Source organism: Clostridioides sp. ZZV15-6383 (assembly GCF_020657735.1).
Lineage (GTDB): Bacteria > Bacillota > Clostridia > Peptostreptococcales > Peptostreptococcaceae > Clostridioides > Clostridioides difficile_D.
In genome coordinates, this window is sequence record NZ_JAGWCV010000001.1 from 104,990 (window position 1) to 131,835 (window position 26,846).

General features: G+C 31.9%; 25 protein-coding genes, 1 tRNA gene and 1 pseudogene. 2 read left to right on the top strand and 25 right to left on the bottom strand.

What is annotated here, in order from left to right:
* Positions 1-5 precede the first annotated feature (5 nt).
* On the bottom strand, positions 6-794 hold the full coding sequence (locus KGF42_RS00445) for a flagellar motor protein (RefSeq protein ID WP_227820726.1): 789 nt from the start codon (positions 792-794) through the stop codon (positions 6-8).
* A gap of 88 nt (positions 795-882) precedes the next feature.
* Positions 883-973 (bottom strand) — tRNA-Ser (locus KGF42_RS00450).
* Between the two features lie 199 nt (positions 974-1,172).
* Here KGF42_RS00450 and KGF42_RS00455 point away from each other — a divergent pair.
* Together KGF42_RS00455 and KGF42_RS00460 are read left to right on the top strand one after the other, a co-directional pair.
* Positions 1,173-1,346, top strand: a complete 174-nt coding sequence (locus KGF42_RS00455; protein WP_227825503.1) for a DeoR family transcriptional regulator — start codon at positions 1,173-1,175, stop codon at positions 1,344-1,346.
* A 44-nt stretch (positions 1,347-1,390) separates the two neighbouring features.
* Positions 1,391-1,707 (top strand): annotated as a pseudogene (locus KGF42_RS00460) (hypothetical protein).
* Between the two features lie 182 nt (positions 1,708-1,889).
* On the opposite strand, the gene hisJ reads toward KGF42_RS00460, so the two are convergent.
* The 23 genes from hisJ to KGF42_RS00575 all read right to left on the bottom strand — a co-directional run bounded on the left by hisJ (position 1,890) and on the right by KGF42_RS00575 (position 26,816).
* Positions 1,890-2,669, bottom strand: a complete 780-nt coding sequence (gene hisJ, locus KGF42_RS00465; protein WP_227825504.1) for a histidinol-phosphatase HisJ — start codon at positions 2,667-2,669, stop codon at positions 1,890-1,892.
* 344 nt (positions 2,670-3,013) lie between these two features.
* Positions 3,014-3,364 carry a zinc transporter gene (locus KGF42_RS00470; RefSeq protein WP_107595797.1) on the bottom strand — a complete coding sequence of 117 codons (351 nt, stop codon included), beginning with the start codon at positions 3,362-3,364 and terminating at the stop codon, positions 3,014-3,016.
* A gap of 15 nt (positions 3,365-3,379) precedes the next feature.
* Positions 3,380-3,796: a DUF3842 family protein gene (locus KGF42_RS00475; RefSeq protein ID WP_003418377.1), complete on the bottom strand. Its 417-nt coding sequence runs from the start codon at positions 3,794-3,796 to the stop codon at positions 3,380-3,382.
* Between the two features lie 18 nt (positions 3,797-3,814).
* Complete coding sequence (locus KGF42_RS00480) at positions 3,815-4,006, bottom strand: CooT family nickel-binding protein (RefSeq protein ID WP_003418375.1); 192 nt, start codon at positions 4,004-4,006, stop codon at positions 3,815-3,817.
* Positions 4,007-4,155: 149 nt separating this feature from the next.
* Complete coding sequence (locus KGF42_RS00485) at positions 4,156-4,971, bottom strand: lipoate--protein ligase family protein (protein ID WP_227825505.1); 816 nt, start codon at positions 4,969-4,971, stop codon at positions 4,156-4,158.
* Positions 4,972-5,017: 46 nt separating this feature from the next.
* A complete protein-coding gene (locus KGF42_RS00490; RefSeq protein WP_227825506.1) occupies positions 5,018-5,956 on the bottom strand; it encodes a radical SAM protein in 939 nt (312 codons plus the stop codon).
* Positions 5,953-6,825, bottom strand: a complete 873-nt coding sequence (locus tag KGF42_RS00495; protein ID WP_227820732.1) for a radical SAM protein — start codon at positions 6,823-6,825, stop codon at positions 5,953-5,955. The genes KGF42_RS00490 and KGF42_RS00495 overlap by 4 nt, the downstream gene beginning before the upstream one ends.
* A 24-nt stretch (positions 6,826-6,849) precedes the next feature.
* Positions 6,850-8,778: a corrinoid activation/regeneration protein AcsV gene (gene acsV, locus KGF42_RS00500; protein ID WP_054272674.1), complete on the bottom strand. Its 1,929-nt coding sequence runs from the start codon at positions 8,776-8,778 to the stop codon at positions 6,850-6,852.
* Between the two features lie 110 nt (positions 8,779-8,888).
* Positions 8,889-9,266, bottom strand: coding sequence for a glycine cleavage system protein GcvH (gene gcvH / locus KGF42_RS00505; RefSeq protein WP_227820733.1), 378 nt, complete (start codon positions 9,264-9,266; stop codon positions 8,889-8,891).
* 86 nt (positions 9,267-9,352) lie between these two features.
* Positions 9,353-11,479: an acetyl-CoA decarbonylase/synthase complex subunit alpha/beta gene (gene acsB / locus KGF42_RS00510; protein WP_227820734.1), complete on the bottom strand. Its 2,127-nt coding sequence runs from the start codon at positions 11,477-11,479 to the stop codon at positions 9,353-9,355.
* A 56-nt stretch (positions 11,480-11,535) separates the two neighbouring features.
* Entirely contained in the window at positions 11,536-12,342 is an 807-nt protein-coding gene (gene acsE, locus KGF42_RS00515; protein WP_054272672.1) for a carbon monoxide dehydrogenase/acetyl-CoA synthase methytransferase subunit, read from the bottom strand.
* 49 nt (positions 12,343-12,391) lie between these two features.
* Positions 12,392-13,759: an acetyl-CoA decarbonylase/synthase complex subunit gamma gene (gene acsC / locus KGF42_RS00520; protein WP_227825507.1), complete on the bottom strand. Its 1,368-nt coding sequence runs from the start codon at positions 13,757-13,759 to the stop codon at positions 12,392-12,394.
* A gap of 30 nt (positions 13,760-13,789) precedes the next feature.
* Positions 13,790-14,734, bottom strand: coding sequence for an acetyl-CoA decarbonylase/synthase complex subunit delta (gene acsD, locus KGF42_RS00525; protein WP_107595792.1), 945 nt, complete (start codon positions 14,732-14,734; stop codon positions 13,790-13,792).
* A gap of 19 nt (positions 14,735-14,753) precedes the next feature.
* Positions 14,754-15,524: a carbon monoxide dehydrogenase accessory protein CooC gene (locus KGF42_RS00530; protein WP_003418348.1), complete on the bottom strand. Its 771-nt coding sequence runs from the start codon at positions 15,522-15,524 to the stop codon at positions 14,754-14,756.
* Positions 15,525-15,579: 55 nt separating this feature from the next.
* Positions 15,580-16,965, bottom strand: coding sequence for a dihydrolipoyl dehydrogenase (gene lpdA, locus KGF42_RS00535; RefSeq protein WP_227820736.1), 1,386 nt, complete (start codon positions 16,963-16,965; stop codon positions 15,580-15,582).
* 43 nt (positions 16,966-17,008) lie between these two features.
* A complete protein-coding gene (locus tag KGF42_RS00540; RefSeq protein WP_227825508.1) occupies positions 17,009-17,890 on the bottom strand; it encodes a methylenetetrahydrofolate reductase in 882 nt (293 codons plus the stop codon).
* A 35-nt stretch (positions 17,891-17,925) separates the two neighbouring features.
* Positions 17,926-18,600 carry a methylenetetrahydrofolate reductase C-terminal domain-containing protein gene (locus KGF42_RS00545; protein WP_227450318.1) on the bottom strand — a complete coding sequence of 225 codons (675 nt, stop codon included), beginning with the start codon at positions 18,598-18,600 and terminating at the stop codon, positions 17,926-17,928.
* A 34-nt stretch (positions 18,601-18,634) separates the two neighbouring features.
* Positions 18,635-19,507, bottom strand: a complete 873-nt coding sequence (locus KGF42_RS00550; protein WP_003432264.1) for a bifunctional 5,10-methylenetetrahydrofolate dehydrogenase/5,10-methenyltetrahydrofolate cyclohydrolase — start codon at positions 19,505-19,507, stop codon at positions 18,635-18,637.
* Between the two features lie 91 nt (positions 19,508-19,598).
* A complete protein-coding gene (locus tag KGF42_RS00555; protein WP_003432265.1) occupies positions 19,599-20,231 on the bottom strand; it encodes a cyclodeaminase/cyclohydrolase family protein in 633 nt (210 codons plus the stop codon).
* 84 nt (positions 20,232-20,315) lie between these two features.
* Positions 20,316-21,992 carry a formate--tetrahydrofolate ligase gene (locus KGF42_RS00560; RefSeq protein ID WP_227825509.1) on the bottom strand — a complete coding sequence of 559 codons (1,677 nt, stop codon included), beginning with the start codon at positions 21,990-21,992 and terminating at the stop codon, positions 20,316-20,318.
* A 242-nt stretch (positions 21,993-22,234) separates the two neighbouring features.
* Positions 22,235-23,014, bottom strand: coding sequence for a carbon monoxide dehydrogenase accessory protein CooC (locus KGF42_RS00565; protein WP_227820738.1), 780 nt, complete (start codon positions 23,012-23,014; stop codon positions 22,235-22,237).
* A 366-nt stretch (positions 23,015-23,380) separates the two neighbouring features.
* A complete protein-coding gene (gene cooS / locus KGF42_RS00570; RefSeq protein WP_227820739.1) occupies positions 23,381-25,300 on the bottom strand; it encodes an anaerobic carbon-monoxide dehydrogenase catalytic subunit in 1,920 nt (639 codons plus the stop codon).
* A 604-nt stretch (positions 25,301-25,904) separates the two neighbouring features.
* Positions 25,905-26,816: a bifunctional enoyl-CoA hydratase/phosphate acetyltransferase gene (locus tag KGF42_RS00575; protein ID WP_227825510.1), complete on the bottom strand. Its 912-nt coding sequence runs from the start codon at positions 26,814-26,816 to the stop codon at positions 25,905-25,907.
* Positions 26,817-26,846 lie beyond the last annotated feature (30 nt).

Here is a 26,846-nt window from a genome sequence, read left to right on the forward strand (position 1 = left end):
TTATATTATTCAGCTCTACCATCAGTTTCTTCAAGTTCAATTAACTCTTTTGAATTTAAAAATATTTTTAATTTTTCTGTCATTAAACTAGAATTATCACCCTCAAGTATAGATAGTATTGCTTCTATCACCAAAAGTCTTTCACTTATTTCTTGTTGATTTATAGCCTTAAGTTTTGATGCTATTGGTAACCATATCAAATTGGCAGAACCAACACCATATAATGTAGCCAAAAATGCGACAGAGATTTGAGGTCCTAGTGCATCAGGATTACTTGAAAGATTCCCTAAAATATGTACTAATCCCATAACTGTACCTATTATCCCCAGTGTAGGAGCATATCCTCCTGCTGAATCAAAGATTGCGATTCCTTCTTTATGTCGTTTTGATGTTATCTGTATCTGTGATTCCAAGATGTTTCTTATAGTAGCTGCATCAACTCCATCTACCATAAGTTCAAGACCTTTTCTAATAAAAGGGTCTAAATCTTCTTTCTCACTTATTTCTTTGTCAATACTAAGAAGCCCCTCTTTCCTAGCCCTAACTGCAATTTCTTTGAAATAAATTATATTTTCTATGTTATTAGATTTTTTATTTTTAAAAGCTAATAACATTATCTTTATTGACTTTTTAAACACAGAGAATGGTGTTGAAGCTCCAACAGCTCCTATAGTTCCACCAAAAACAACAAGTGCTGATGAAAATACAAATAATGCTCCAACATGTCCTCCATCAATGACAAAAGCAACTACTAAAGATGCTATTCCCACTATGAAAAAAATTAAAGTTATCATATATTTCCTCCTTTCTTTAGTTATACATAGCAAATCATTTACAGGCATTATAAAAAGACTATCTTTAACAAGAATAGCCTTTAGCAATTGGCGGAGAAGGAGGGATTCGAACCCTCGCACCGGTTACCCAGCCTAATCCCTTAGCAGGGGATCCTCTTGAGCCACTTGAGTACTTCTCCATATCTCTATACTAGTAAATTATATAATAAAATTATATTTTAGTCAATTGTTTTATAAAATTTGAGTTATTTTGAATTATTAAACATCTATTTTTACTTTTTCGCTTAAATCTAAGTTTCAAATATGGTAAAATTATTTTGCATAACACTTATAATATTATTTAACAAATATACATAAACCCTGACTTAATTGTAAGTTATGCTTAAAATTAAAATAAATGACATAATTCAAATGTTTGATATATCAATAGAAACTGCACGAAGATATTTAGCTCATATGGAGAGTGTTGGTCTTTTAAAAAGAGCTTATGGTGGTGCTATACCAGTTATAGCAAGTAGTGTAGAACTCAACTATGTTAAAAGAAAAAAATAAACTCAAATGATAAAAAACAGATTGCTATTAAATGTAGTGAGTTTATAAATACAAATGATACTATTTTTATGGATACTGGAACTACTGTTCTTGAAGTTTCAAAAAATTTAAAAGACAAAAAAATCTAACTGTAATAACCAACTCAATTTTAGTTTCAAATGAACTTATGAATACTAATATAAAAGTATACGTACTTGGTGGTTATCTTAGAGAAACTGAGGGTTCTTTCTCTGGTTCACTTACACTATCAGCTATTGAACAATTTAATGTTGATAAGGCTATTTTAGGTGCTGGAGTCATAACTCTTGAAAATGGTATCTCTGACTATCACTTAGAAGAAGCACTTGTTAGAAAAAAATGATTGAAAGGTATAGAAAATCTATAGTGGTTGTTGAACCTCCTAAGTTTGGTATAAGTTAATTTAGTAGCTCCTATAGTTCATAAGACACTCTTTTTTGTGTTAAATCAAATATATTTTCATATTTCAATACTGAAAAAGAGGCTTATCTCTATTTTGAGACAACCCCCTTTAGGTGAATATATCTAAAAAATATCGTATTTATTTATTTCCTCTGCACAGTGAGAATCTGAACCTAAAACTAATGGAATATCGTATTTTTTTACCAATTTTAACAAGTATCCATCTATATAAGATTCTTTGCAATACTCTTTTCTATTACCAGAAACATTGTAATCAAGTTCGTAACCTTTTTCTTTGACTAACTTTATTAAGTCTTCAAGAATTTTGTTTCCTTCATAATCGTATGGGAATACTTGATTAAACTTTCTAACTAAATTTAAATGACCTATTCTTTTTGGCTTATGTATTCCTAAATCTGAATTTACAGCTTTTACCAAGGTTTCATAATACTTATTATACACAGCTTCAATACTACCTAACTTGTCGATTAAATTTTGAAACTCTTCTACACTGTAATCTACACAATAATAACCATCTTCAATTTTAATTATATGCACTGATAAAAGAGAATCCTCTAACTCTTCTCCATATTTATCTAAGTTATTTTTTATCCCTTCTTCGTATCCTTCTATAAAATCTACTTCTGACCCTACATTTATCTTGATTTTGCCCTCATATTTTTCTTTCAACTTCTTAACATCATTGAAATACTTTGGTAAATCATCAATACTCATACAACTATCATTTTCAGGAGCAGGGTCTTCAAATCCATCTGCATATGGAAAATGCTCTGTAAATGTCATTTCTGTTATTCCAACATCAATTGCTCTTTGTATATATTTTTCAAAATCATCCTTACTTCCATGAGGACAATAAGGTGAATGTATATGACCATCCTTCATAAATAATTCACTCCTTTTTTAAATAAAAAACCTCATATAATCACATGAACTTTTTTTAACTTTAAAACAATATTTTTTAATCACACTAACTCTTATTATATCTAACATTGAATTAATTTTAAACAGTCTTTAGAATATCTTAACATTAATACTATTTTTAACTTAAGATTAATACTACCTTTAAATAGTAATACTCAATATATAAGTAGGGAACATTAAATAACTCCATATTATAATAAAATTTACTCATTAAAGTATATTACATACCACCTAAAAATTTCAATAATTAAATATCAAAAAACGTAAAAATCGCCTATATTAGACATATAAGCGATTAATTATATTTACATATGTTTTTTAGCCTCTAACAACATTTTATTAGCTTCTTCCATATACTCTATAGCCTTTTCAATACTCTTTGCTGTTTCTTCTTTTCCAATAGCTCTAGCTTTTTCAACCCACTCTCTAAATCCTTCTTCATGAGTTTCATTGTGATTTATCCAGTGTACTAAAAGTATTTTTAAAGTTTTTTCATCCTTAGATTCTGCTGATTCCTCGTGACTATGTTCGTGGTCATGGTCATGAGCATGGTCATGTGGATGTTCATGACATATATCTCCATGAGTATGTTCGTGACAATGGTCATGGTCATGATTACCATGATGATATCTTACAATCTCTCTATCAAAAATCATTAGTTATTCCCCCTGTTATTTTATATTAAATTCTTTTTTTATAAGATTTACAGAATCTTTTACAAGTAGTGCTAATGGTTTACCTTCTAATCCAACTAACTCTACATTTTCTGGCATAATAGGTAAAAGTATCTTTAGTGCCTCACTATCTGCAATAGCTTCACTTATATTACAAGTAACTTCTCCCATCATAGAATTAGGTATTATTACAGAAATAGGTGCAACTATTATGTTCGCTTTTTTAGCTGACACTACTATAGCATTTTCCCCTGTAGCTCCTTTATTAGCATGAGCCTTCATCATAGAACTGGTTGCTATAGAATTAGTCCCTAATGCATAAATTTCTACATATGTAGGCAATTCTTCTCTCAAAGAAGAAACTATCTGGGCTCCAATGCCTCCACCCATTCCATCTATCACTGCTATTATCATATGAAATTCCCCTATTAATTAATTTTCTTGTATTATTATCTTATGGTCCATCAATCTTATCTCTTTAATTATTCCATCTATTATCTTTTGCTCTCCTAATAAATCAGTTAAATAAATCTTTCCATCACAAGGGTCTATATTAACCACATTTTCCATAACCTTTTCTAACTCATTATTACTTTTACAAATGAAAGCTGATGATTCACACATATAAATCTCCTCCTAATATGATTTTATTAAAAATCAAAAAAAGATTTCCTTAGGTATTTCAATACACCAAAGAAATCTTCATGATTTCAGTTTTTGTATATTATTATACCTTAAGTATAGCACTTTAATTTATATAAAGTCAATTAAAGTTAACGCTTTTTGTTGTACTCTTCATTCTTGTATTTTTCATATAATTCTTTAGCTAATTGCTTCTCATAATCAGTCAAATCGTCCTCTACAAACTCAACATTAAATTGTTCAGCTAATCCCTTTACTATATTTTCTTGTAGAATATCTATATCTATTTTTCTACCAAGTTCATTTTCTATTCCACTTGCCTTCTCAGCTGTAAATTTCATAGCCCTTTCCTTCAATTCTGGTGTCTTAGTTTTTATTAATTTAAATAATTTTTCTACATCAAAATCCAGTATTATTGAACCATGTTGTAATAGAACACCATCTTTTCTACTTTGGGCACTTCCAATGACTTTCTTATTATTAATAGTAACTTCATATGATGCATGTGCATTAAAACATGCAGCTGATAGATTTTCCCTACCTATTCTCTCGCCTCTATTTAGATTATCTGTTTCTATACCACTTAAATTTAACCCTTTGACTAAACCTTCACTTATATATCTATAAGACTGGTTAATACTCTTATCAATTAAAGGATTATCTTCTCCTATAATTATACTATAAGTTAGCTCATTATCATGTAATACAGCTCTTCCTCCTGTAATTCTTCTAGTATAGTCTATATTCATACATCTACACTTATCCAAATCTATCTCATCTTCCAATTTCTGAAAATATCCTATACTCAAACAAGCTGGCTTCCATGTATAAAATCTAAGTGTTGTCCTATTATGTCCCTTCTTATATGCAGTAAATATAGCTTCATCAATTGCCATATTCATTGCACCATCATATGATTTATTATGTATAACTCTCCACTGATTCATGATTATTACGCCTCCATCTTTAGCATAAATATATCCTAGAAATCCTCTATAGATTTATTTCTCTTATAGCTAAATCTATCTCGCTTTGATTTAAAGGTCTTGAATAGTTATATATAGTACTTCCTGGTCTTTCATTATAGTATGGTCTATTGCAGTCCTTGCATCCTCTTATTTCAAAAGGATAGCCTTTGTTTATGTCTTTTATAATATCATTATTAAGTTTTATACTATCTAAGTATCCATTTTTAAATTCAAAGTACTCTTTTGAATATCCTTTATTTATCATATAAGACATTAACTGTACCCTTCTGTAACTTTCTATGTTTGGTTGACTTATATTTTCCATTTCAGTTCCTCTAACTGGAGTAAATGCAAATAAACTAATCGTTATATTATTTTCCTTTAAATAAGTATATAAGTTGTATATATCTTCATGGCTTTCACCCATACCAACTATTATATGTGTACTTATTTTATTAGGATATGATTTTGACATTTCAGTTATAAATTTTAACTTTTCGTCATAGTTATTTCCTTTTATTTTTTCATATAATTCTTTATTTGCTGCATCTATTGCTATTCCTATTTTATCTACTCCTGCTGAAAAAAACTTATTTATTTCTTCATCATTCTCTAATTTTGCAGATAACGAAATTGGCATATCTATCTTACCATTTATATAGTTTATAAAATCTAAAACAGACCTGTGTGCTTCCTCACTTGCCATTGATTGAATACATATTCTCTTTATATTTTTCCCTTTATAAGTTCTTAAAGCATCTAATATTTCCTCTTTAGAAAACGCTGGCCAAACTACTCTTGATAACTTATCTTTTCTAGTACTACTTTCTATTGATTGAGAACAAAAACTGCATCTGTTTATACACTTTTCTCCAATCATTACATATGCTGTAGTAGGAGGTATATCGCTTTTTTTGTTTAATATTCCAAGTTCTATTGCTGTCCCAGATGATAATCTAATCATAAAACGCAACACTCCTTACACACAGTTATTGTCATATTCATTTCTATAGCCTTATTCTTAGCAGACCTTGATGGTAATACTATTTTATTGACTCCACACATTATAGATAGCTGGTCTAACTCTTTTCTGTACATACCTCTTGGTCTCATGCACCCTAGATTAATTTCAGTATCTGGCAAGTTAATTCTAGCTTCACATAAAATATCTACTACTCCTTCTAGCTTAGGAGGTTCTACATTTTCATATTCAGTTCCCTTTGTTGGAATAAGAACTATAAAGGTAAGTTTATTAGGAGGATTTTTTTGTAGGTATTCTATAATCTCATATTCACCTTTTATTTTTCCTCCTTTTAAACCAATACATATATGTGGTGCTACTTCTGTATTTTCTCTTAGTGTATTATAAACTTCGATATAATCTTCTTTACTCTTTTCCATCTTATAAACTTCTCTTATAGTTTCTTTATCAAATACTAAATCAAAAGAAACTATATCTAAATACTTACACAACTCTATAATACTACATTTATCCATAAGTCCTAAATGAGCATTCAACCTGTATCCTTGCTCCTTTAAGCTTTTAATAGTCTGAATATGAGTACTCATTGGAACATCTCCCTCATAACTACAACCACCACTCAATAAAAAGCTAGTTATATTCCTTGATTGTACTTTTTCCTTATAATCCTCTATTGGCACCATATTGTTTAAATAGTGACCATTACAATGAGCACATTTCAAACTACATTGATTGCTTGTAGTACTAAGAGCTAATGTCTGATTAGGATAAGCAAACTCTATTTTATTTCCAAAATTCCTTAATTTAATATCAAATGCTATTTTCATTTTTTCAGATAGATTATTGTTCATAGTTTATTCCTTTTCAGTTACATTTTACTCTTCTAATAATTTCTTTGCTGTTGGAAACTGTTCTATATTCGTATGTGGCAAGAAACATGCAGAGATAAATTCATCCATATAGCTTGGGTATACACTAAGTTCAACATAAGTTATTTGATTACCTATTTCCTCAAGCTTATTTTTTGCATCCTTACTTATAAGAGCTAAGTAAGAACCAACAAGTGAACTATTTCCAATATAAGTAAATTTTTCTCTATCAATATCAGGAAGTAATCCTATAATTATTGAGTTTTCTATGTCTAAGTTATTTCCTATACCACCTGCTATATAAACTCTATCTAGTATACTAAAATCCATACCTAAACTGTCTACAAGAGTGTATGCACCTGAATATATAGCTCCTTTAGCTCTTATGAAGTTATCTATGTCAACTTCATTGACTACTATATCATTTTCTAAATCAAATTCTTCTTTAAATGCTAATACATACTCTCCTATCTCATGCTCATTAAATCTAACTCTCTTATTGTCCAAATCTCTATATATCTTACCTCTTCTATCTATTACACCTTTAGTAATCATTTGGCAGATTAAATCAATTATACCAGAACCACATATACCAACTGGGGCACATTCATCTATAATTTTTAATGTTGGCTCTAAAGTTTCCTTATCAATAGTTACTTTTTCTATTGCTCCTGCTGATGCCCTCATTCCACAGCTTATACCTCCACCTTCAAATGCAGGTCCTGCTGAACACGCACAGCTCATCATATAATCTTGATTTCCAAATACTATCTCTCCATTAGTTCCTAAATCTATAAATAAAACATTTTCTTCACTTGACCATATACCTGCAGATAATACACCTGCTGTTATATCTCCTCCTACATAACTTGCAACAGATGGAGCTAAGTACACATATGCACTGTCATTTACAAAAAGTCCAACATTTTCTCCCATAAGTTTTGGAGATTTCAAAAATGGTGGTATGTAAGGTTCTTGTCTTAAGAAGTCTGTATACACACCTAAGAATAAACTTGTCATAGTTGTATTCCCAGCAGCCACTAAAGTAACTACATCTTCTTTATTTATTCCATTTCTTTCGTATATTGTTTTTAATAGTGGATTTATAGTTTCCTCAACTATAGCTTTGTGAAGTGTTTCTAAGCCATTTTTCTTAGTTGAATATATAATCCTATTTATAACATCTGCTCCGTATTTTATCTGTGCATTTCCAGAAGAGGCTTTATCTACTACTTCTTTTGAATATAAGTCTACTAAACATACTACTACTGAAGTTGTACCAATATCTATTGCAACTCCATATAAGGAATTTTCTTTGTTACCTTCTTCTATATTTATGATTGTAAGTTTTTTTTGTTTTTGAACATACGTTATTGTAATTTTAAAATCACTCTTTCTAAATACTGTTGGCATCTTTCTAAGTATATCTAGCCTAAAATCTATTTCATTATATCCTAAGTTATTTCTAACATATCTTTCCAATCTATCTACATCACTTATATTATCATCTAAGTTTGGCTCTTCCATTTCTATGTATTTCTTTTTTATATTTGTTTTAAATTGAAGGTTATGTTCTTCAATTATTTTTTTAGCTCTTTCAAATATTTCTCTATCTTCTTTTTTATTACTACCTTCTATCTTCATACCATGCATAGAAGATGATACTTTAGAAGGAACTTCAATTTCTATATCTGAGATTACCTTTGTACAACAAGCCAGTATATAACCTTGCTCCCACTCATCATCCGTTATATGTCTTGTTTTTTCTGTATCAACTTTCCCATTCAATAATTTTACTTTACATTTACCACAAGACACATTTCCATTACAAGGAGCATCTATAAATATGTCTGCATTTCTTGCAACCTCTAGTAATATATCCCCCTCATTACAATAAACTTCTTTATTGTTTGGTGTAAAAGTTACTTTTATCATATTATCCTCCCAATTTGTTCTATATATTATAAAAGGAAAGTATAGCTAAATTTGCGTGCACTCAAATTTTACTATACTTTCCCCAATTATAATAATATACTAATCTTTAATTATTCTAATCCAGCCTCGTATTCTTTATCACTTAATAACGTATCAAGTTCAGCCACATCAGCTAGTTTTACTTTTAATATCCAGTTTTCATATGGGTCTTCATTTATACATTCTGGCTCATCTTCTAATTTTTCATTAACTTCCAATACCTCACCATTAACAGGAGATATTAAATCAGAAGCTACTTTAGAAGACTCAACTACTCCAAAATCTACTCCCTTAGTTACAGTATCTTCTACTTCTGGTGTTTCAACAAACAATATTTCTCCTAATTGATCTTGAGCATAGTCTGTTATACCTATATATACAATATCTCCATCAATTACTTTTACCCACTCATGATCTTTAGAGTATTTTAATTCTGGTAATAATTTCATTTCGATAGACCCCCAATATTATATTATTGATTAAATTACTTAAATCATATTAATATTATATCATATTATTTTAAATTTTCCATCAATTACATTACACTTTCCATAGCTAATGCTGGATGACCTTTTTCTTCTAAGAAAGCTAATACTCCTTCAGAATCGTCAGCTATAGTTTCATCACAAACCATATCACAGAAGTTTTCTATTCCAGTCATTTCTTTAACTGTAGCATTTAATTTATCAGCTACATAATCTTTTAATTCTTTTGGCATCCAAACGATTCTTTCTGGTCCACCTTCTGCATAAGCGAATTTTTTAGAAGATATGAAATGTCTTCCGTGTCCCATGAATCCTGGAGTTTGAACTCCTCCACCTGTCATAGAAGCAAGTTCTCCAAAAGTCATACCAACTGGAGTAACACTTGCAAATTCTCTGTTAACTACAACAAATCCATTTGCTTCTGGCATTATACCACAGATACACTCGAAACATCCACAAGAAGTCATAGGGTCTTCTAATATAGAGTATAATGTAACAGCTTCAACTGCACCTTGAGATATTTGGTTTACAGTTTCATTTACAGAGTTCCATACACCTGTTCTATCGTCTAAACATTCACCTTTTTCTATTGGTTGACAAGGACCTGTAGGGTCTAATTCTTTAGTAGCTTTAGCATCTAACCAGCTAACTGCTCCACAAAGACCAAGTCTTTCAGGAGTAACAACACAAACGTGAGCTGGTGCGAATGATTGACATAAGTTACAAGAATAGAAAGTATCAACACTTTCATCAACTAATGAAGCTAGTCTTTCATCTCTAGCATTGTACTTAGCTATTGCTTCACCTTTTAATTCTGAAACTTTTTCAGCATCTGTAATTATAGTTATTTCACACTTATCAACAACAGATTCAAATTCATCTAACATCTTAGCATATAAAACTTCTCCTATATGCTCAAGTCTAAATCCTTTATCAAATGCATCTTTAGAGATTCTTACCCAAGCCATATCTCTTTGTCCAACGTGCATTACACCTTCTATATAGTTTAAGAAGTAGTGGAAACGTCTTTCAAGAACTGGCTCGAAATCTTCTTGCATGTTTTTACCAGCTATTTTAACTATTACAGCAAGTGGTAATCTTAATACACCATCTGCATCAACTTCATCTATATTTGGTCCTATTATTTCTATCTTATGGTCTTCAACTTCTGTTGCTTCTTTCTTAACAACAAGTTCCCAAGCTTCAGTTCTGTTTCCACCAAATTCAGCAAACATGTCGCTCTTTCTAATTCTCTCACCTTCAAATGCTGCTGCAAATGAAACTGGGATAGGTATTTCAGTAACTTTTATTTTTATTCCTCTAGCTTCTAATGAAGTAGCTACTATCTTATCATAATCTTTTTGAGTTAATAAGTTCATTGGAACTTCAAGAACTGTTTGGTCAGTTACAACTGGGAATCCTAAAGCTATTGCTCCAGCACCTGCAGATACAACTAATTCACTTAATGGTCCAAATGCATTAACAAATGCAGGAACTCTATTAGCTGTGTACTCTAATAATCCGTTTAAATCACCAGGAGTTAATCCACCGAATATTAATGCCGCTCTTACTGCAACAGATACAACGTGGATAACAGAAGTTACGTCATATCCTAGAGGTATAACTCTTAGTTCAAGACCCATTTTTACTCCAGCTTCTATAGCTTGGTCTATAACTTTACCAACTAAGAAAGTCAATAAACCTTTAGATTGATAATCTTTTATAACTTTTGCTGCTGATTCAGCATCAGGACATTCACCAAGAACAACTGCAACACCAGGTATATCTCCTGTAACTAGTGGTACACCAAGTGATCTGATTATAGGGTCAGTTATATGACCTGCACATGGCTCACTATATGGAGCATCCATAGTTGAATATTTTAATGCTTCAATTACTTCTGCAGCTAAAGCTGTAGCTAAACCAGCATTAAAAGCATGTTCTAATAAATGAGTTCTATTTATTAAAGATTTTACTACTTCTAAAGCACCTTCTAAGTCCCCTAAAGTGTTCATCTTTTGTCCTGTTGCAGCATATATACAAGGTAATGAATATGCTGTATCAGGGAAAGCCACTTTATGCTCTTTTCCATTTTTTTCTATAGCTTCAGCTAGCATAGCTTGAGCCGCACCTAAAGCTTGTTCTGACCCTGTAAAGATTATATTATATAGATTCATTCTATTTCCCCCTTTAATATTTACACCTATTTTTTATTAACTATACCCTAAAAACCCTAGAAAGCAAATCCACCTTCATTTAGCTCTAAGAAAGAGTCTGCATATAAAGATGCCCCGTTGATTATGTCACAAGATTTTACAGTTTTCATTAATTCTGGGTCACATGGATTCATTATAGCTGAACTAAATCCATTGGCCATTGCCATTGCTAAGAATGCACTATCTAAAACAGGTCTAACATGCTTAGGACATCCATTAGATACGTTAGATAATCCTCCTGTAGTTAAAAGTCCCATTTCAGTCATCATTTTTATAGCTTCTAAAACTTCTACTTGTTTCTCTTGCATACCTTTTATAACTAAGCATAATGGGTCGAATAGTATATCAGTTGGTTCCATTCCTAACATTAAGCCTTTTTCTAATATTTCTTGGCAGTAAGCCATACGCTCATCATTATCTCTTGGTATACCTTCTTTTGCACATAAACCTATAACCATTGAGTCATATTCAGCTGCTATATCTATTAAATCAAATCTTGAACCAGCATCAGCAGAGTTTATTATTGGTTTTGCATTAGTTCTATCGTAAACTTTAAGTCCAGCTTCGATAGCTTTTTTATTAGCTGTATCTAATGCTATAGGAACATTGTTGAACTCAGATTGAAGTAATTTAACTCCCCATGTCATTATTTCTTCGCCATCTCTTTCAGCAGGTCCTATATTAAAATCTATATAGTGTGCTCCTGCCTCTAATTGTTCTTTTGCTCTTTTTAAGATTGGAGCTGGGTCTCTTTCTGCTAATGCTTTTCTTATTGAAGGTGATATACAGTGTATTCTTTCACCTATAATCATAAATTTTTCCATTTATAATGTCCCCCTTTAAATTTAATATTAATAGTTAGTTAATATTTTATTAGTTTGTTTGGCATGCTTTTTCTTGGTATCCTTTTAAGAACTTAGGTAATTCCATAGATTCCTCTGGTCCTATAACTACATTCCATCCTGGTAAGTTATCTTCTATATCACCTTTAAGTACTGCAACTTTTCCTGGAATTATAAGGTCTTTACAATTAGTTACTTCTTCTACTTTACTTTCTTTGATGAAAGCAGAGATTGAGTTTCCACCAAATTTACCAGCAGCCCAAGATGTAAGAACTGAATATCCACCTGCATCTGGTATTACTAACCATACTGGAACTTTTGATCTTTCTATATCTCCAGCAACTATGAAGTAAGTTAATGCAAAGTCAACAGTAACTAATACTGGAGAATTTTCATCTGGGTTATTGATTGGATAAATCTTTGGTTCAACTCTCATTGGTCTTTGTGGGTCAGTGTATATGTTTTGTCTTAGTGCAAATAATGGTAATGCCTTAGCATAACTAATATCATCTATTACTATTATAGAACCGTATTTTATAGTGAATATTGATGATAAAGCAACTTCCATCATAGGGTTTGAATTAGATAATCTATTTGCAAATACTATTGAAGGATATCCAAATGTTCTATCTTGCTCTTTTAAAGCTATTCTTCTAACTTGTATAGCATTAGTGTAAGTATCTTTTATGTTTTCTCCTGTTACATCTAATACTAATTCTTTATATCCAGCAGCTTGAACTAATTCAACTGTTTCATATAATTCTTCTAAACTACCAGCTTTTACACCTAATGGTAAACTTGCTCCTTTAACTACTTCTATCATATCTTTGTAGTTCTCTTTAGTTGCTCCATATACCATTGGTCTAGTATCTTTTAATACTTCAACAGCTTCTTTAACTACTTGAGCATCATCACAAGCTAAAATATAAGCTACTTCTAATCCACTGCCTTTTATTTTATCTATTAATTTTAAATATGCGTCTTTATCTCCACAATACTCTAAAACAGCCATTTCAACTTTCATTTGTTCACCAATTCTTACATAGTCAACTTTTTTCATGTTAGCTATCTTAGCGTCTACTGCCTCATCACTCATACAAGTACAGAATGAAACTGCATATCTATTTCTACTTACTAATGTTTTTTCATGTCTAAATAATACTGTTTCCCCACCTAGTTCATACTCAGATGCACCAGCACCAACTTTTAAAGCTTTCATTAAAGGTGCAGTAGCCTCTGATAGTTTCGCTATAGCGTCATCAGACATATGTGGGCATTTACCTACTTCTACAGCTCCTGAAGCAACCTTCATAGAGAAAGCCATACAAGTTGGGAATCCACAATCCTTACAGTTTTTCTTTGGTGTTAATTTAAATATATCTAAAGCTTTTAATGCCATTATTTTCTCCCCCTAACCTTAACAATTTAATTAAGCTAATGCGTTAACTAATTCTTTTATAGTTTCTATTGATTTTGGATGACGAAGTATAACTGCGTTTGAACCACCTACTAAAACACTTGCTGCAGTTGAAACTTCCATTGCTATAGTTCTTTCTTCTGGACAACCCCAATCTGGCTCATCTTCAATTGGAGCTATAGCTTCTTTAACATGACCTACTTCAAAAGCTACTGGTGTTATGATAGGCATTTGTAATGTCTTATCATTTTGACCAAATGCTGCAAGTCTGATTCTATCCATAGTAGATGCAACATACTCATATCCATAACCAACTGCTGAACATCCAACATTCATAACTATATTTTCACCTTTAACGCCTAATTGAGTTAACAATACGTTTAATTGTTTAGCTAGGTTTATATCAACAGAAGATTCAGCTCCTACTTTATGTGCATAAGCCATACCAGCTGATGCTCCTACTCCCTTATAGTTATCTTCTACTGCTGACATAAATAGACAGTTATGTCCATCTAATGCTTGAGCTAATTTTTCAAACAGTTTACCATCTTTTTCATGATTTCCTGAACCAGCTACAACTAAAGGTAATTTTATTGCTTCAACCACTGCTTTAGCTACATCAGCACATTCATCAACTGACTTATCTAATCCATTTGGGTCAGAACCATCAAATTTTAAACAAATAAAGTCTGCTTGTGTATTAGCTTCAACATATTTAGCCCATTCCACTGGACAGTTAGCTACATCTTTGTATAACTCCTTATATGAATCAGTCCAGCTTTCAGGATAAACGTCTGATATTTGTATACCTATTTTTGGAGAATTACCTACTTCCCCATCAAAACTATAAAAAGGTAATACATTTTCCCCACCTAATTTAATTGCTTTTTCCCCTATTCCTACTTCAACTTCTGATATTTTTCCAGAATATTTTTGAGTAGACATTTTAAATGCCATATTTTTTTCCCCCTTAAGCCTATTTTAATTCTAATTTAGCAAAAATTTCTTTCATAGCCACTTTAGATTTTGAATCTTCAGGTAAATTAACTAAAGGAATACCTGTAGAATCATATTCATATATCAATTCATCCATAGGTACGACACCGATTAGCTCTAGGTTATGCTTTTCAATTTCTTCTTTAACACCATCATTCATAACCCCATTTGGAACTTTATTTACAATTAGAAGTATTCTTCCAACACTTAATTTTAGTTCCTCAGCTAAATCTCTTATTCTAGCAACAGCTTGTATGCTACGTCTTGAACAATCACTAACCAATAAAAGCGTATCAACATGTCTAGTGACTTTTCTACTTAAATGTTCCATACCAGCTTCGTTGTCCATGACTAAGTATTTATAATGACCAGATATTTTGTTTACTTGTTCTCTAAGTATTCCATTTACAAAACAGTAACATCCTTCCCCTTCTGATCTTCCCATTACTAATAAGTCATATCCTTCTCCTTCTTCAATTATAGAATTTAATCTAAATTGTAGATATTGTGCTTTTGTCATACCACCAGGGAATGCATTGCCTAACTTTTCTCTTTGATTTACTTCTTCTCTTATTTCTCCTATTGTTGCTTCAACTTCGATACCTAATACTTCATTTATGTTAGCATTAGCATCAGCATCTACAACTAATACTGGTCCCTTTTTGTCCTTAACCAAATAATCAATCAAAAGCCCTGTGAGACTTGTTTTACCAGTTCCACCTTTTCCTGCAACAGCTATATTGTATCCCATTTTAAGACTTCCCCCTTAAATCTAGCCACAGAGCCTTATGTACTCTGTCTGTTTATTATAATTTAGGTACAGAATGAACACATTCTCCATGTACATCATGAAGTGCTTCCATTAGTCCTTCAGATAAACTTGGATGTGGATGTATTGCATCCCCTACTTGTTCTACTGTTAATCCTAGATGAACAGCAAGTGATAACTCTGTTAATAAATCTGTAGCATGAGGTCCTACTACTGCTGCACCTATTATCTTATCAGTTTCTTTATCAGCTATAATTTTTACAAATCCTTGGAAATGTCCTATAGCCTGTGCTTTTCCAAGACCTCTAAAATCAAATTGACCTACATTGTATTCTACACCTTCAGCTTCAAGTTGCTTTTCAGTTTTACCAACACCAGCAACTTCAGGCTCAGTATAAACACATCTTGGAATTGCTCTGTAATCTACTACCTTAGTCTTACCTAAAGCATTTTCAACTGCTACGATACCTTCTTTAGAAGCAACATGTGCTAGGAAAGGAGTATCTATTATATCACCTATTGCGTATATACCTTCTACATTAGTTTCAAGATGCTCATTAACTACTACTTTTCCTCTTTCCATTTCAATTCCTATATCTTCTACTCCAGAATTATCAAGGTTAGGTCTTCTACCAACACATACTAGTGCATATTGTGCTTCTATAACCTTTCCATTAGAAAGAGTTGCAACAGCCTTACCATCAACTACTTCACAAGTTTGTACTCCAATACCTGTGATAACTTTAATTTTATCTTTTTTAAATTGTCTAAGTAGTTGTTTAGCTACATCTTTGTCTTCATTTAATAGTATTTGGTCAACCATCTCAACTATAGTTACTTCTGTTCCTAAGGCTCTAAAGAACTGCCCTATCTCACATCCTATGACTCCACCACCTACTATTAACATAGATTCAGGTATCTCTTCAAGTCCAAGAACTTCATCACTAGTTATTACTACTTTTCCATCATATGGGAACATTCTTGGTACAACTGGAACAGAACCATTTGCTAGTATTATCTTATCTGCTTTTATAGTTTCTACTGTTCCATCATCTTTAGTTACTTCTATAGTGTTTTTATCAATTAACTTTCCAAAACCATTAACTAGTTTTACGCCTCTTTTTTCAAATAAGAACTCTATACCACTTATTAATTGGTTTACAACTTTATTTTTTCTTTCCATTATGGCAGTAAAGTTTGGCTTAACTGTACCATCTATTTCTATACCAAAATCCTTTGCTTCTTTTACAGTATTCAGTACTCCTGAAGAAGCAAGAAGTGCTTTAGTTGGTATACATCCTGCGTTTAAGCAAGTTCCTCCAACTCTTCTTTTTTCAATAACTGTTACCTCTGCACCAAGCATAGAAGCTCTTATAGCTGCTACATATCCTCCTGGTCCACCACCTACTACTACTATCTTCATCCTTAATTCCCCCAAACCTTATATAATCTACAATCTTGCAATACTATAAACCTGCGGCATCCAGTATAGCAGGTATATTCTCTTCTGCCCCAATTGCCATTATATGAACACCATCACATAAATCTTCTTCTTTTAATTGTTTGATAAGTTCCCCTGCCATTTTTATTCCTTCACTTACCCAGTTTTCTTTTCCAGCTGCTCTTAATCTTTCGATTTGTTCATCTGGAACGAATATTCCTGGTACATTTGCAGTCATAAATTTAGCCATTCCTGGAGATTTTAAAGGTACTATTCCTGCTAATACCTTGCAATCCATACCTCTTGTTAATTCTCTAAACTTTCTCATTGTATTTATGTCGTAAAGTGCTTGTGTTTGGAAAAATTTAGCCCCTGCTTTTATTTTCTTTTGCATTTTTAATAATTGAACTTCTATTGGAGAATATTCTGGAGTTACTGATGCTCCTAGATAAAAATCTGGAGAACCTTTTAATTTATTACCAGCCATATCCGTACCTGCCACTAAAGTCTCCGCAGTTTGAAGTATCCCCACAGAGTCTAAGTCAAATACTCCCTTAGCTTGTGGATGGTCTCCTACGCTAGTATGGTCTCCTGTTAATGCCAACAGATTATTTATCCCAAATACACCTGCTGACAACATTTCTCCTTGTATAGCTATCCTATTTCTATCTCTCCCTGTTATTTGAATAACTGGCTCTAATCCAGCATCTTTTAATAATTTACATGTAGCAAGAGAAGTTGCTCTCATAACTGCTGATTGAAAGTCTGTTACATTTGCTGCATGAACTCTTCCAACTAATGGCTTTGCACATTCTATTAAATGTGAAAGGTCAGTCCCTTTTGGAGGAGCCATCTCAGTAGTAACTGCAAATTTTCCACTTTCTAATGTTTCTCTTAATAAGCTCATCTCTAATCCCCCTTTTAACCTTCTAAAAAAAACTTTTATGAATTTGCTGCTGCTTCTTTCTTTTTCTTTGCACTTAAACTTCTTGGATTATTTTGCTTAGAATAGTCTTTTGGTGGTCTTATTTCTGCTAAGTTATCTAATTGTCCTATAGCTTCTAGTCTTTCATATATCTTTATCCAAGCACAATCATTCTCTGCGTTTACTTCACACTTACCATTTTTAGCTCCACCACAAGCCCCATTCATAAGACCTTTAGCACACATAGTCACTGGACATATCCCACCTGTCCAACCAAGCTCACAGTCTCCACAAGCCTTACAGGCTTCCTCGTATTCTCCAACTCTTTGTACTTCCCCTATGAACAAAGTATTGTTGGCTGGATAAACTGGCTTATCTTTTAGGTTCTTAACTATTGTCTGTGTACCATCTCCACATGCCAAAGATAAAACTGCATCAGCTTCTTTAGTCTCTTCTTTTAGAGCTTTTAAATCCTTTTTAGACTTTAAAAGGTTACAAGCAGGGTCAAGCATTACATATCCTAAGATTTTTTTGCCTTCACCTTCAAGAGTTTCCTTCATTTTTAGAACTTCTTCTTCCCCACCACTTTTACAAGTTGCTGCACATTGATTACAACCAACTAAAACTAGCTTGTCAAAATTCTTCAAGTACCCTAGCACTTCTTCTAATGGTTTATTTTCAGAAATTATCATATCTACTTCCCCCCTAAACCTTCCACATATATATCTATTTATTGTTTTGTAATTTACAAGCCTTAACTACATGTTTTGCAAGTATAGATGTCGTAACTGAACCAACCCCCGCTGGAACTGGAGTTATCATTGATACTTTGTCTAAAACTGCATTTGTATCAACATCTCCACATAAATTTCCTTCTTCATCAACATTTATACCAACGTCTATAACTACTGCCCCATCTTTAACAAAGCTTTCATCAACCATCTTAGCTCTACCAATAGCTGCTATCAATACATCAGCCTCTGCTGCTACACCTGATAGGTTTTTAGTTTTTGAATGGCATATTGTAACAGTTGCATGTTCACTTAATAAAAGCATTGATACTGGCTTTCCAACTACCATTGATCTTCCAAGAACTGTTACTTTACTTCCTTTTAAATCAACATTATAATGTTTTAATATCTCTACTACTGCTGTAGGAGTACATGGTGGAAATCCACTTTTATCTCCCTCCATTACCTTAGCAGAGTTTATTGGACTAAAGCAGTCTACATCTTTTTCTGGTGCAATAACATATTTTATAACTTCTTCATTTAAATGTTTTGGAAGAGGTCTAAAACATAATATACCATTAACATTTTTGTCATCATTAACTCTCTTTAATACATCAATATATTCCTCTTGAGTTATATCTTCAGCTAACTCTAACACTTCTGTTGTTATACCGATGTTTTGGCATCTTTTTAGTGCTCCTCTTTCATAAGATAAATCATCACTTCTTGCCCCAACTCTAACTATTGTTAGTTTAGGATTTATACCTTCTTTTACTAGTAAATCAACTTCTTTTATTAATTCTTCACTAATCTTATCAGCTACAGGTTTTCCTTTTATAATTTGTCCTTTAGTTGACATTCCTTCCATACATTCACAACTCCCCTACAAGCAAACTTAAATTAATTTATTCTATATACCACATATTAATAACATAGTATCTACTTTCGTCATTTAAAAATTATTTTCCAAGAGCTTTTTCAACTTTGGCATAAACTTCATCACAAATTTTTACACCATCTTCAACTAACTTATCTACTTCTGTTTTTACCTTATTAACATATTCTTTATCTTGTATAGAATTTATATTTATAACTACATTTAATTGTCCACCAAGTATAGCAGCTCTTAAACACTGAACTCCTACACCGACATCACTTATAGCAAGTCTTGAACCTTTATCAACTAAATCTTCATGTAACTTAATAGCTTCATAGCAAACTCTTACTATGTTTAATGGTACTTCACAAGCAACTTTTAATGCTTTTTCCATTGTTTCTGCTTTTATTCTTTTTTCTTCTTCTGTTTCTTTGGGAAGCCCATAAGCTTTTGATAGTGGTAAGAAACATTCTGCATCATCATCTATCATTTTTAATAAATCTTTTTCTAACTTTCCTGCCTTACTTAATATCTCTTTTACACTTTCTTCATACTCAGCATACTTCTTCTTTCCTATTGTAAGGTTACACACCATACTACCTAGAGCCATACCAATTGCACCAACTAGTGCGGCAGCCCCCCCGCCACCTGGTACTGCTTCTTTAGAAGATAGCACTTCTACAAAATCAACACAAGTTTTATCTGCTATTTTCATGATAATCCTCCTTAAAAGGATGTAGGAAAATATCTCAAGTTATTTTAGAGATATTTCCTACTCTTTATTTATAAATTAATTTCCTTAGAATAATCCAACTATTACTCCATTTTCATCAACATCTATTTTTTCTGCTGCTGGAACTTTTGGTAATCCTGGCATCTTCATTATCTCTCCAGTAAGTGCAACTATAAATCCAGCTCCTGCTGATATTGTTGCCTGTCTTACAGTTATTCTAAATCCTGTTGGTCTACCTAATTTAGTTTGGTCATCAGTTAAAGAATATTGAGTTTTAGCCATACATACTGGAACTTTAGTAAATCCAAGTTTTTCTAAGTTAGCTATTTCTTTATCAGCTTCTGGAGTATAATCTACACCATCTGCTCCATAAATCTTAGTAGCTATAGCATTTATCTTGTCTTTTATAGATAAATCATCTTCATAGCAGAATCTAAAGTTATTTTCTTCTTCATCCAATAATCTTAAAACTTCTTTAGCTACTGCAATTCCACCTTCTCCACCTTTTGCCCATACTTCAGAAAGAGCAACATTAACACCTAATTCTTTACACTTGTCTTCAACAAGTTTAAGTTCAGCTTCAGTGTCAAGTGGAAATCTGTTAATTGCAACAACTGCTGGTAATCCATATACTTGAGTTATGTTTTCAACATGTTTTAATAAGTTTGGAAGTCCTTTCTCAAGAGCTTCTAGGTTTTCTTCATTTAAGTCTGCTTTAGCAACTCCACCATTGTATTTTAATGCTCTTACAGTAGCAACTATTATAACAGCATCTGGTTTTAAGTTAGCCATTCTACATTTTATATCTAAGAATTTTTCTGCTCCAAGGTCAGCACCGAAACCAGCCTCAGTTATTACATAATCTGCAAAGTGCATAGCCATTCTTGTAGCTATAACAGAGTTACATCCATGAGCTATATTGGCGAATGGTCCACCATGTACAAATGATGGTGTTCCTTCAAGAGTTTGAACTAGGTTTGGTTTTAAAGCATCTTTTAATAATGCAGCCATAGCACCATTAGCTTTTAATTGTCTAGCTGTTACAGGTTCACCTTCGTAGCTATATCCAACTATTATATTTCCTAATCTTTCTTTTAAGTCAGATATGTCACTTGCCAAACAGAATGCTGCCATTATTTCAGAAGCAACAGTTATATCAAATCCATCTTGTCTAACTGCTCCATCACCTTTTTTACCCATACCATCAACGATATTTCTAAGTTGTCTATCGTTCATGTCTACACATCTTCTCCAAGTTATTTTCTTAGGGTCTATTCTAAGTGCATTTCCTTGGTGAATATGGTTGTCAAGCATAGCAGCTAAAAGGTTGTTAGCAGCTCCTATAGCATGAAAATCTCCTGTAAAGTGTAAGTTTATATCTTCCATAGGAACAACTTGTGCATATCCTCCACCAGCAGCTCCACCTTTAACACCAAATACTGGTCCTAGAGATGGTTCTCTTAAAGCAACTAATACATTTTTGTCTAATTTAGCAAATGCATCAGCAACACCTATAGTAGTAGTAGTTTTTCCTTCACCTGCTGGAGTTGGGTTTATAGCTGTAGTTAGTATTAACTTAGCTTTTTTACCAGTCTCTCTTTTTAGTAGATTGTAGTCAACTTTGGCTTTGTATTTACCATAAAGTTCTACATCATCTTCACCTAGTCCTAATTTTTTTGCAACCTCCCTAATATCTTGAGGTTTAGCTTCTTGAGCTATTTCAATATCAGATTTAAATCCCATAACTGAATCTCCTCCCACAACCTAAATAGATTTAAAATATAATTTTTGTAAAAATTGTATTAATATGTAAAAATTATATTTTATAAGATAATTATACATGTAAAATGGCTTAAAAACTAGCTACTAAGCTATTAAAATATTCAAACTTAATAGCTAGTTATTTATCTAATTACTTATTTATTACCTATCTATTACCTATGTCTAACCTTTAACCAACTTAAAATCCCAAATCAAAATTCTATCTATTTATCTTTAAGTGACACTAATTTATCTTTTATTGCTTTAATTTGTGCTTTCGTTGTTTCACTAGAATCATATGGAGATTGATTAGCTCTATCAGAATCTATAACATCTTGATTATAATAAATAAATCCTAAAGATTCTCCATCTTCTAAATTTTGGATTATAAATTCTTCATCTTCCTTATTTCTAATTTTATTTCCTACTACAAATACTTTATTTACACCTATATCATGCCCAAGTTTCTTAACTTTTCTATAAGTCTGTAGGCTTCTCTCTCCTGGTTCTACAACTACTATAAAAGCATCTACACCTTGGGCTGTTCCTCTTCCTAAATGTTCGATTCCCGCTTCCATATCCATAACCACTACATCTTTATTTTGTAGTATTAAATGAGAACAGAGTCTTTTTAAAAGAACATGCTCTGGACATACACATCCAGTACCACCAGAATCTACTGTTCCCAATGTAAGTAATCTTACTCCATTGTATTCTTTACAGAAATTTTCAGGTATATCGTCTACTTTAGGATTCATCTTAAACATTTTTCCAAATGAACCTACAGAAGCAGCTGTTCTATCTGAAACTAATTTTTTCATTTCTGATATAGGTACTATTGATTCATATACTTCTTTTGGAAAACCTAGTGCTAAAGCTAAATTAGCATCAGGGTCGGCATCAACAGCAACAACTCTGTATCCGTCTTCAGCAAACATCCTAGAGAGCATTGAAGAAAAAGTCGTTTTACCTACTCCACCTTTACCTGTTATTGCTATCTTCATAATCCCTACCACCTTTATTACTATTTGCTTTTTAGTAGTTAATTTTATAGTTAAGTATTTTTTATACACTATATTTTTATACACTAAAAATAAACTACAGCTAGTCCTTACAGGAACCAATTAGATTTACCCTACTAGCTTTTCAAAGCAGCATGTATAGTTTTATTCTTCTTCATTACATTGTTTGTATTTTATTTAGTTCAAAATTGTTTTTATTTTTAATTTATTTCTTTTAATATTGTCTATATTTTATTTATTCTGTATATTCAATTTATTTTGACAGTTTTTCTTTAACGCCTAACCTTACTTAATTATACTTGACTTTCTTAAATCATAAAATCGTTTTTTCTATATCTTTACCAGTCCTTAAGCTTCAGCTTTTTCTGCCATTTTTTCTTCAACTAATGCTTCAAAGTGAACACGTTTCTTCTCTATATCTTCTATTATTGTAGCTGCCAATTCTTTTGGATTTGTATTTACAGTAAATGTTGCTCCAACTTTATCTTTTAATTCGCTAGTTAATATATCTACTGCTCTTGAAGAACCAGCTATTGGAGGCATTATTCCTAAATAAGTATCTATACCAGAAGCTACAACATAACATCCTATAGCAACTGCTTTTTCTGACATCCATTCTGGAGCTATACCTACAACTGGAAGGTCACACATATCCATATCTAAGTAATTAGCTGCTGCTCCAACTAAATCTAGTATACGACTTATATCAACACAAGAACCCATATGTAGTACTGGTGGGATTCCTACTAATTTACAGACAGTTGCAAGACCTTTACCTGCATATTTTTCAGCTGCATCAGTTTCCATTAAACCAAACTTAGCTGCTGCTGAAGCACCACATCCTGTAGTAACTACTATTATGTCGTTTTTGATTAATTCTTTCATTATTGTTACATGAGCCTCATTTGAAACTCCTTTAGCATTGTTACATCCAACTACACCAGCTGCTCCTCTTAATACTCCAGATTTTAAACAGTCTGTTAATGGCTTAACTGTTCCTGCTGGGTCTATATGAGAGTTTACAACTCTATCTAATTGGTTTACTACTGCTTCTACACTATACCCAACTGTTGCTCCTGATTTTAATTCAGGTATAAGTACTTTTGATTTATCTCTATTTTTAAAGTTTAAAATAGCTTCTTTAACTATTGCTTTAGCATCATCAAGTGCTTGTTCTTCTCTAAATTCAATATAAGTTGAACCTGTTATTTTAGCTTTTGGAGAAGTTGTTACAAATTTAGTATGGTAACAATCTGCAACTCTAGCTAATGCAGGGAATATACATTGAACGTCAACTATTACAGCTTCAACTGCTCCAGTTATTATTGCAAGTTCTTGTTGATGGAAGTCTCCTGCTATTCTTACACCATGTCTCATTGTAATCTCATTACCTGTACAACACATACCAGCTAAGTTTATTCCATCAGCTCCAACCTCTTTAGCTAAAGCTACTAAGTCTGGCTCTTCTGAAGCTAAAACTATCATTTCAGATAATGCTGGCTCATGTCCATGTAATATTATATTAACTTTATTTTCTTCTAATACTGCTAAGTTAGCCTCTGTTCTTCTTGGCACTGGAGTTCCAAATAAGATATCACTTAGACGAGTACCTATCATAGAACCTCCCCAACCATCAGCCATAGAAGTTCTAAGACTCATGTGTATTAAACTATCTATATCACCAGTACATCCTATATGAGTAGAGTGCATTATTGTTGCAATTTCTCTATCTATAGCTCTTGGCTCTATAGCATATTCTTTCCATATTTTTTGTCTTGGTTCTGGTGCATTTTTTATAAATCTTAATGTCCCAAAAGGTTTTCCAAATTCCATTAATGCAATTTCTGCCACTTCATGTGCTACATCATAGATATCTCTACCTTCTGTCTCTACATCCCATTCTTTAGCTAAAGTAATTAACTTAGCTTCGTCTCTTATTTTATAGTTTCCATTTGGATCAGCTAATGCTAATGTATGTGCTATATCTCTAGCATGGTCTGAATGGGCAGCTGTCCCACCAGCAACCATTCTTGCAAAGTTTCTACCTACTATAGTATGCTCATCTGCTCCACATAACCCTCTTGGAGTCTTAGGACTTATTCTACATGGTCCCATTCCACATATTCTACAGCAAACACCTTGAAGACCAAAACCACATTGTGCCTTAAAGCCTTCTTTTCTATCATACATTGTTTCTACGCCTTCTTCTCTAGCTTTAGCTATCATCTTCTGGCTGTTTAAATCAATTGTTAACATTTTTTCATCCATATTCCTATCCCCTTTTTTTGATTTTTAAAATCCCCCAGGTGACTGACTTCATGTCATAAAATAATAAAATAAATGCTTTCTAAGTTGATTATATACTAATTTTCAGTACTTTGCTTTAAATTTAAATATTTTTTTAACAAAATTAGATAATACATAAAAATTTTATTTTTTATACCTAATTTAAGTTAATTTTACTGCTCATTTTTGGCTATTTGTTAATATCTAAACCTACTTTTTTGATATTTTAGTTTAATTAAATTATGTTTTGATTTTTTTAAATCAAATTTGAAATTTTTCTAGTCATTTTTATGTTATTACAGATTGTTTGTGTATTTATTATTTTTCACTACTTTTGGACTTATTACAGATTTTTACTCCCTAAACTTAATTAGTAAAAACTTCTTAGAATAGCATTTTTTCGACTAATTTTTTTGAATTTTTTTATTTTTCCTACTTTAATATTAATTATAGCTTCAAATTGAACATTTGTATATATTCATTTGAAGCTATAATTATTTTTTATATAAAATTTTTTTAATACTGTATTAATTTAGATATTTTTACTATTTTTCTACTTTAATTCATTTATTTCAAACTATTTATTCTATTTCATGCTCTTAGCTACAATAGCTCCATATGCAATGGAATATAATTTAGATTCATGTGAATCAGCTCTTGACACTAAAACTATAGGAGCTTTTGCACCCATAATTATACCTGCTGATTTAGAGTCTGCCATGTATGTAAAAGCTTTCCCTATTCCATTCCCAACCTCTATTGTTGGAACCAATATGATATCTACATCTCCAGATACTTCACTTTTAAACCCTTTTATTTCACTAGCTTCTTTTGAAACAGCCAAATCAAAAGCTAAAGGTCCTTCCACAATTACATTGTCACCAAATTCACCTTCTTTGCAAGCTTTTGCTAACATATCTGCATCTACAGTTGCCTGCATCTTAGGATTTACTTTTTCTTTAGCTGCTAAGCATGCAACTTTTACAGTTTCCATACCTAAAGCTTTTGCAGCTTTTATAGAATTTTTTAATATTTTTGCCTTTTGTTCATAATCAGGAGCTATATTCATACCTCCATCTGTAGTTATAAGTAATTTATGGTATTTTTCTAACTCATAAACCATGACATGACTTAATAAACTATCAGTTCTAAGACCGTACTCTTTATTTAGTACTTCTTTTAGTATGACAGATGTATCCAGTAATCCTTTCATTACAAAATCAGCTTCTTTACTTGATACTAATTTAACTGCTATTTCTGCACACTCTTTGATATCATCCTTATCCACTATTTTGATACCACTTAAATCAAATCCTATTTCTTTTGATATTTCTCTTATTTTTGCTTCATTTCCAACTAATATAGGAGTAATTATATTTCTTTCTACAGCATCCTTTATTGCCATTAAAACTTCTTTGTCATGAGCTGCTGCTACAGAAAGTACTATTTTCTCCCCTCCCTTAAGTTGGTCTAAAATATCATCTAATTTTTTTATCAAAAGTAACCCCTCCCTTATATATATTTAACT

Coding starts and splice junctions, on each gene's coding strand:
- KGF42_RS00445 (WP_227820726.1), bottom strand. CDS start 794: ATGATAACTTTAATTTTTTTCATAGTGGGAATAGCATCTTTAGTAGTT.
- KGF42_RS00455 (WP_227825503.1), top strand. CDS start 1,173: ATGCTTAAAATTAAAATAAATGACATAATTCAAATGTTTGATATATCA.
- hisJ (WP_227825504.1), bottom strand. CDS start 2,669: ATGAAGGATGGTCATATACATTCACCTTATTGTCCTCATGGAAGTAAG.
- KGF42_RS00470 (WP_107595797.1), bottom strand. CDS start 3,364: ATGATTTTTGATAGAGAGATTGTAAGATATCATCATGGTAATCATGAC.
- KGF42_RS00475 (WP_003418377.1), bottom strand. CDS start 3,796: ATGATAATAGCAGTGATAGATGGAATGGGTGGAGGCATTGGAGCCCAG.
- KGF42_RS00480 (WP_003418375.1), bottom strand. CDS start 4,006: ATGTGTGAATCATCAGCTTTCATTTGTAAAAGTAATAATGAGTTAGAA.
- KGF42_RS00485 (WP_227825505.1), bottom strand. CDS start 4,971: ATGAATCAGTGGAGAGTTATACATAATAAATCATATGATGGTGCAATG.
- KGF42_RS00490 (WP_227825506.1), bottom strand. CDS start 5,956: ATGATTAGATTATCATCTGGGACAGCAATAGAACTTGGAATATTAAAC.
- KGF42_RS00495 (WP_227820732.1), bottom strand. CDS start 6,825: ATGAACAATAATCTATCTGAAAAAATGAAAATAGCATTTGATATTAAA.
- acsV (WP_054272674.1), bottom strand. CDS start 8,778: ATGATAAAAGTAACTTTTACACCAAACAATAAAGAAGTTTATTGTAAT.
- gcvH (WP_227820733.1), bottom strand. CDS start 9,266: ATGAAATTATTACCAGAATTAAAATACTCTAAAGATCATGAGTGGGTA.
- acsB (WP_227820734.1), bottom strand. CDS start 11,479: ATGAATCTATATAATATAATCTTTACAGGGTCAGAACAAGCTTTAGGT.
- acsE (WP_054272672.1), bottom strand. CDS start 12,342: ATGGAAAAATTTATGATTATAGGTGAAAGAATACACTGTATATCACCT.
- acsC (WP_227825507.1), bottom strand. CDS start 13,759: ATGGCATTAAAAGCTTTAGATATATTTAAATTAACACCAAAGAAAAAC.
- acsD (WP_107595792.1), bottom strand. CDS start 14,734: ATGGCATTTAAAATGTCTACTCAAAAATATTCTGGAAAAATATCAGAA.
- KGF42_RS00530 (WP_003418348.1), bottom strand. CDS start 15,524: ATGGGATACAATATAGCTGTTGCAGGAAAAGGTGGAACTGGTAAAACA.
- lpdA (WP_227820736.1), bottom strand. CDS start 16,965: ATGAAGATAGTAGTAGTAGGTGGTGGACCAGGAGGATATGTAGCAGCT.
- KGF42_RS00540 (WP_227825508.1), bottom strand. CDS start 17,890: ATGAGCTTATTAAGAGAAACATTAGAAAGTGGAAAATTTGCAGTTACT.
- KGF42_RS00545 (WP_227450318.1), bottom strand. CDS start 18,600: ATGATAATTTCTGAAAATAAACCATTAGAAGAAGTGCTAGGGTACTTG.
- KGF42_RS00550 (WP_003432264.1), bottom strand. CDS start 19,507: ATGGAAGGAATGTCAACTAAAGGACAAATTATAAAAGGAAAACCTGTA.
- KGF42_RS00555 (WP_003432265.1), bottom strand. CDS start 20,231: ATGAAAATAGCAGATAAAACTTGTGTTGATTTTGTAGAAGTGCTATCT.
- KGF42_RS00560 (WP_227825509.1), bottom strand. CDS start 21,992: ATGGGATTTAAATCTGATATTGAAATAGCTCAAGAAGCTAAACCTCAA.
- KGF42_RS00565 (WP_227820738.1), bottom strand. CDS start 23,014: ATGAAGATAGCAATAACAGGTAAAGGTGGAGTAGGTAAAACGACTTTT.
- cooS (WP_227820739.1), bottom strand. CDS start 25,300: ATGGATGAAAAAATGTTAACAATTGATTTAAACAGCCAGAAGATGATA.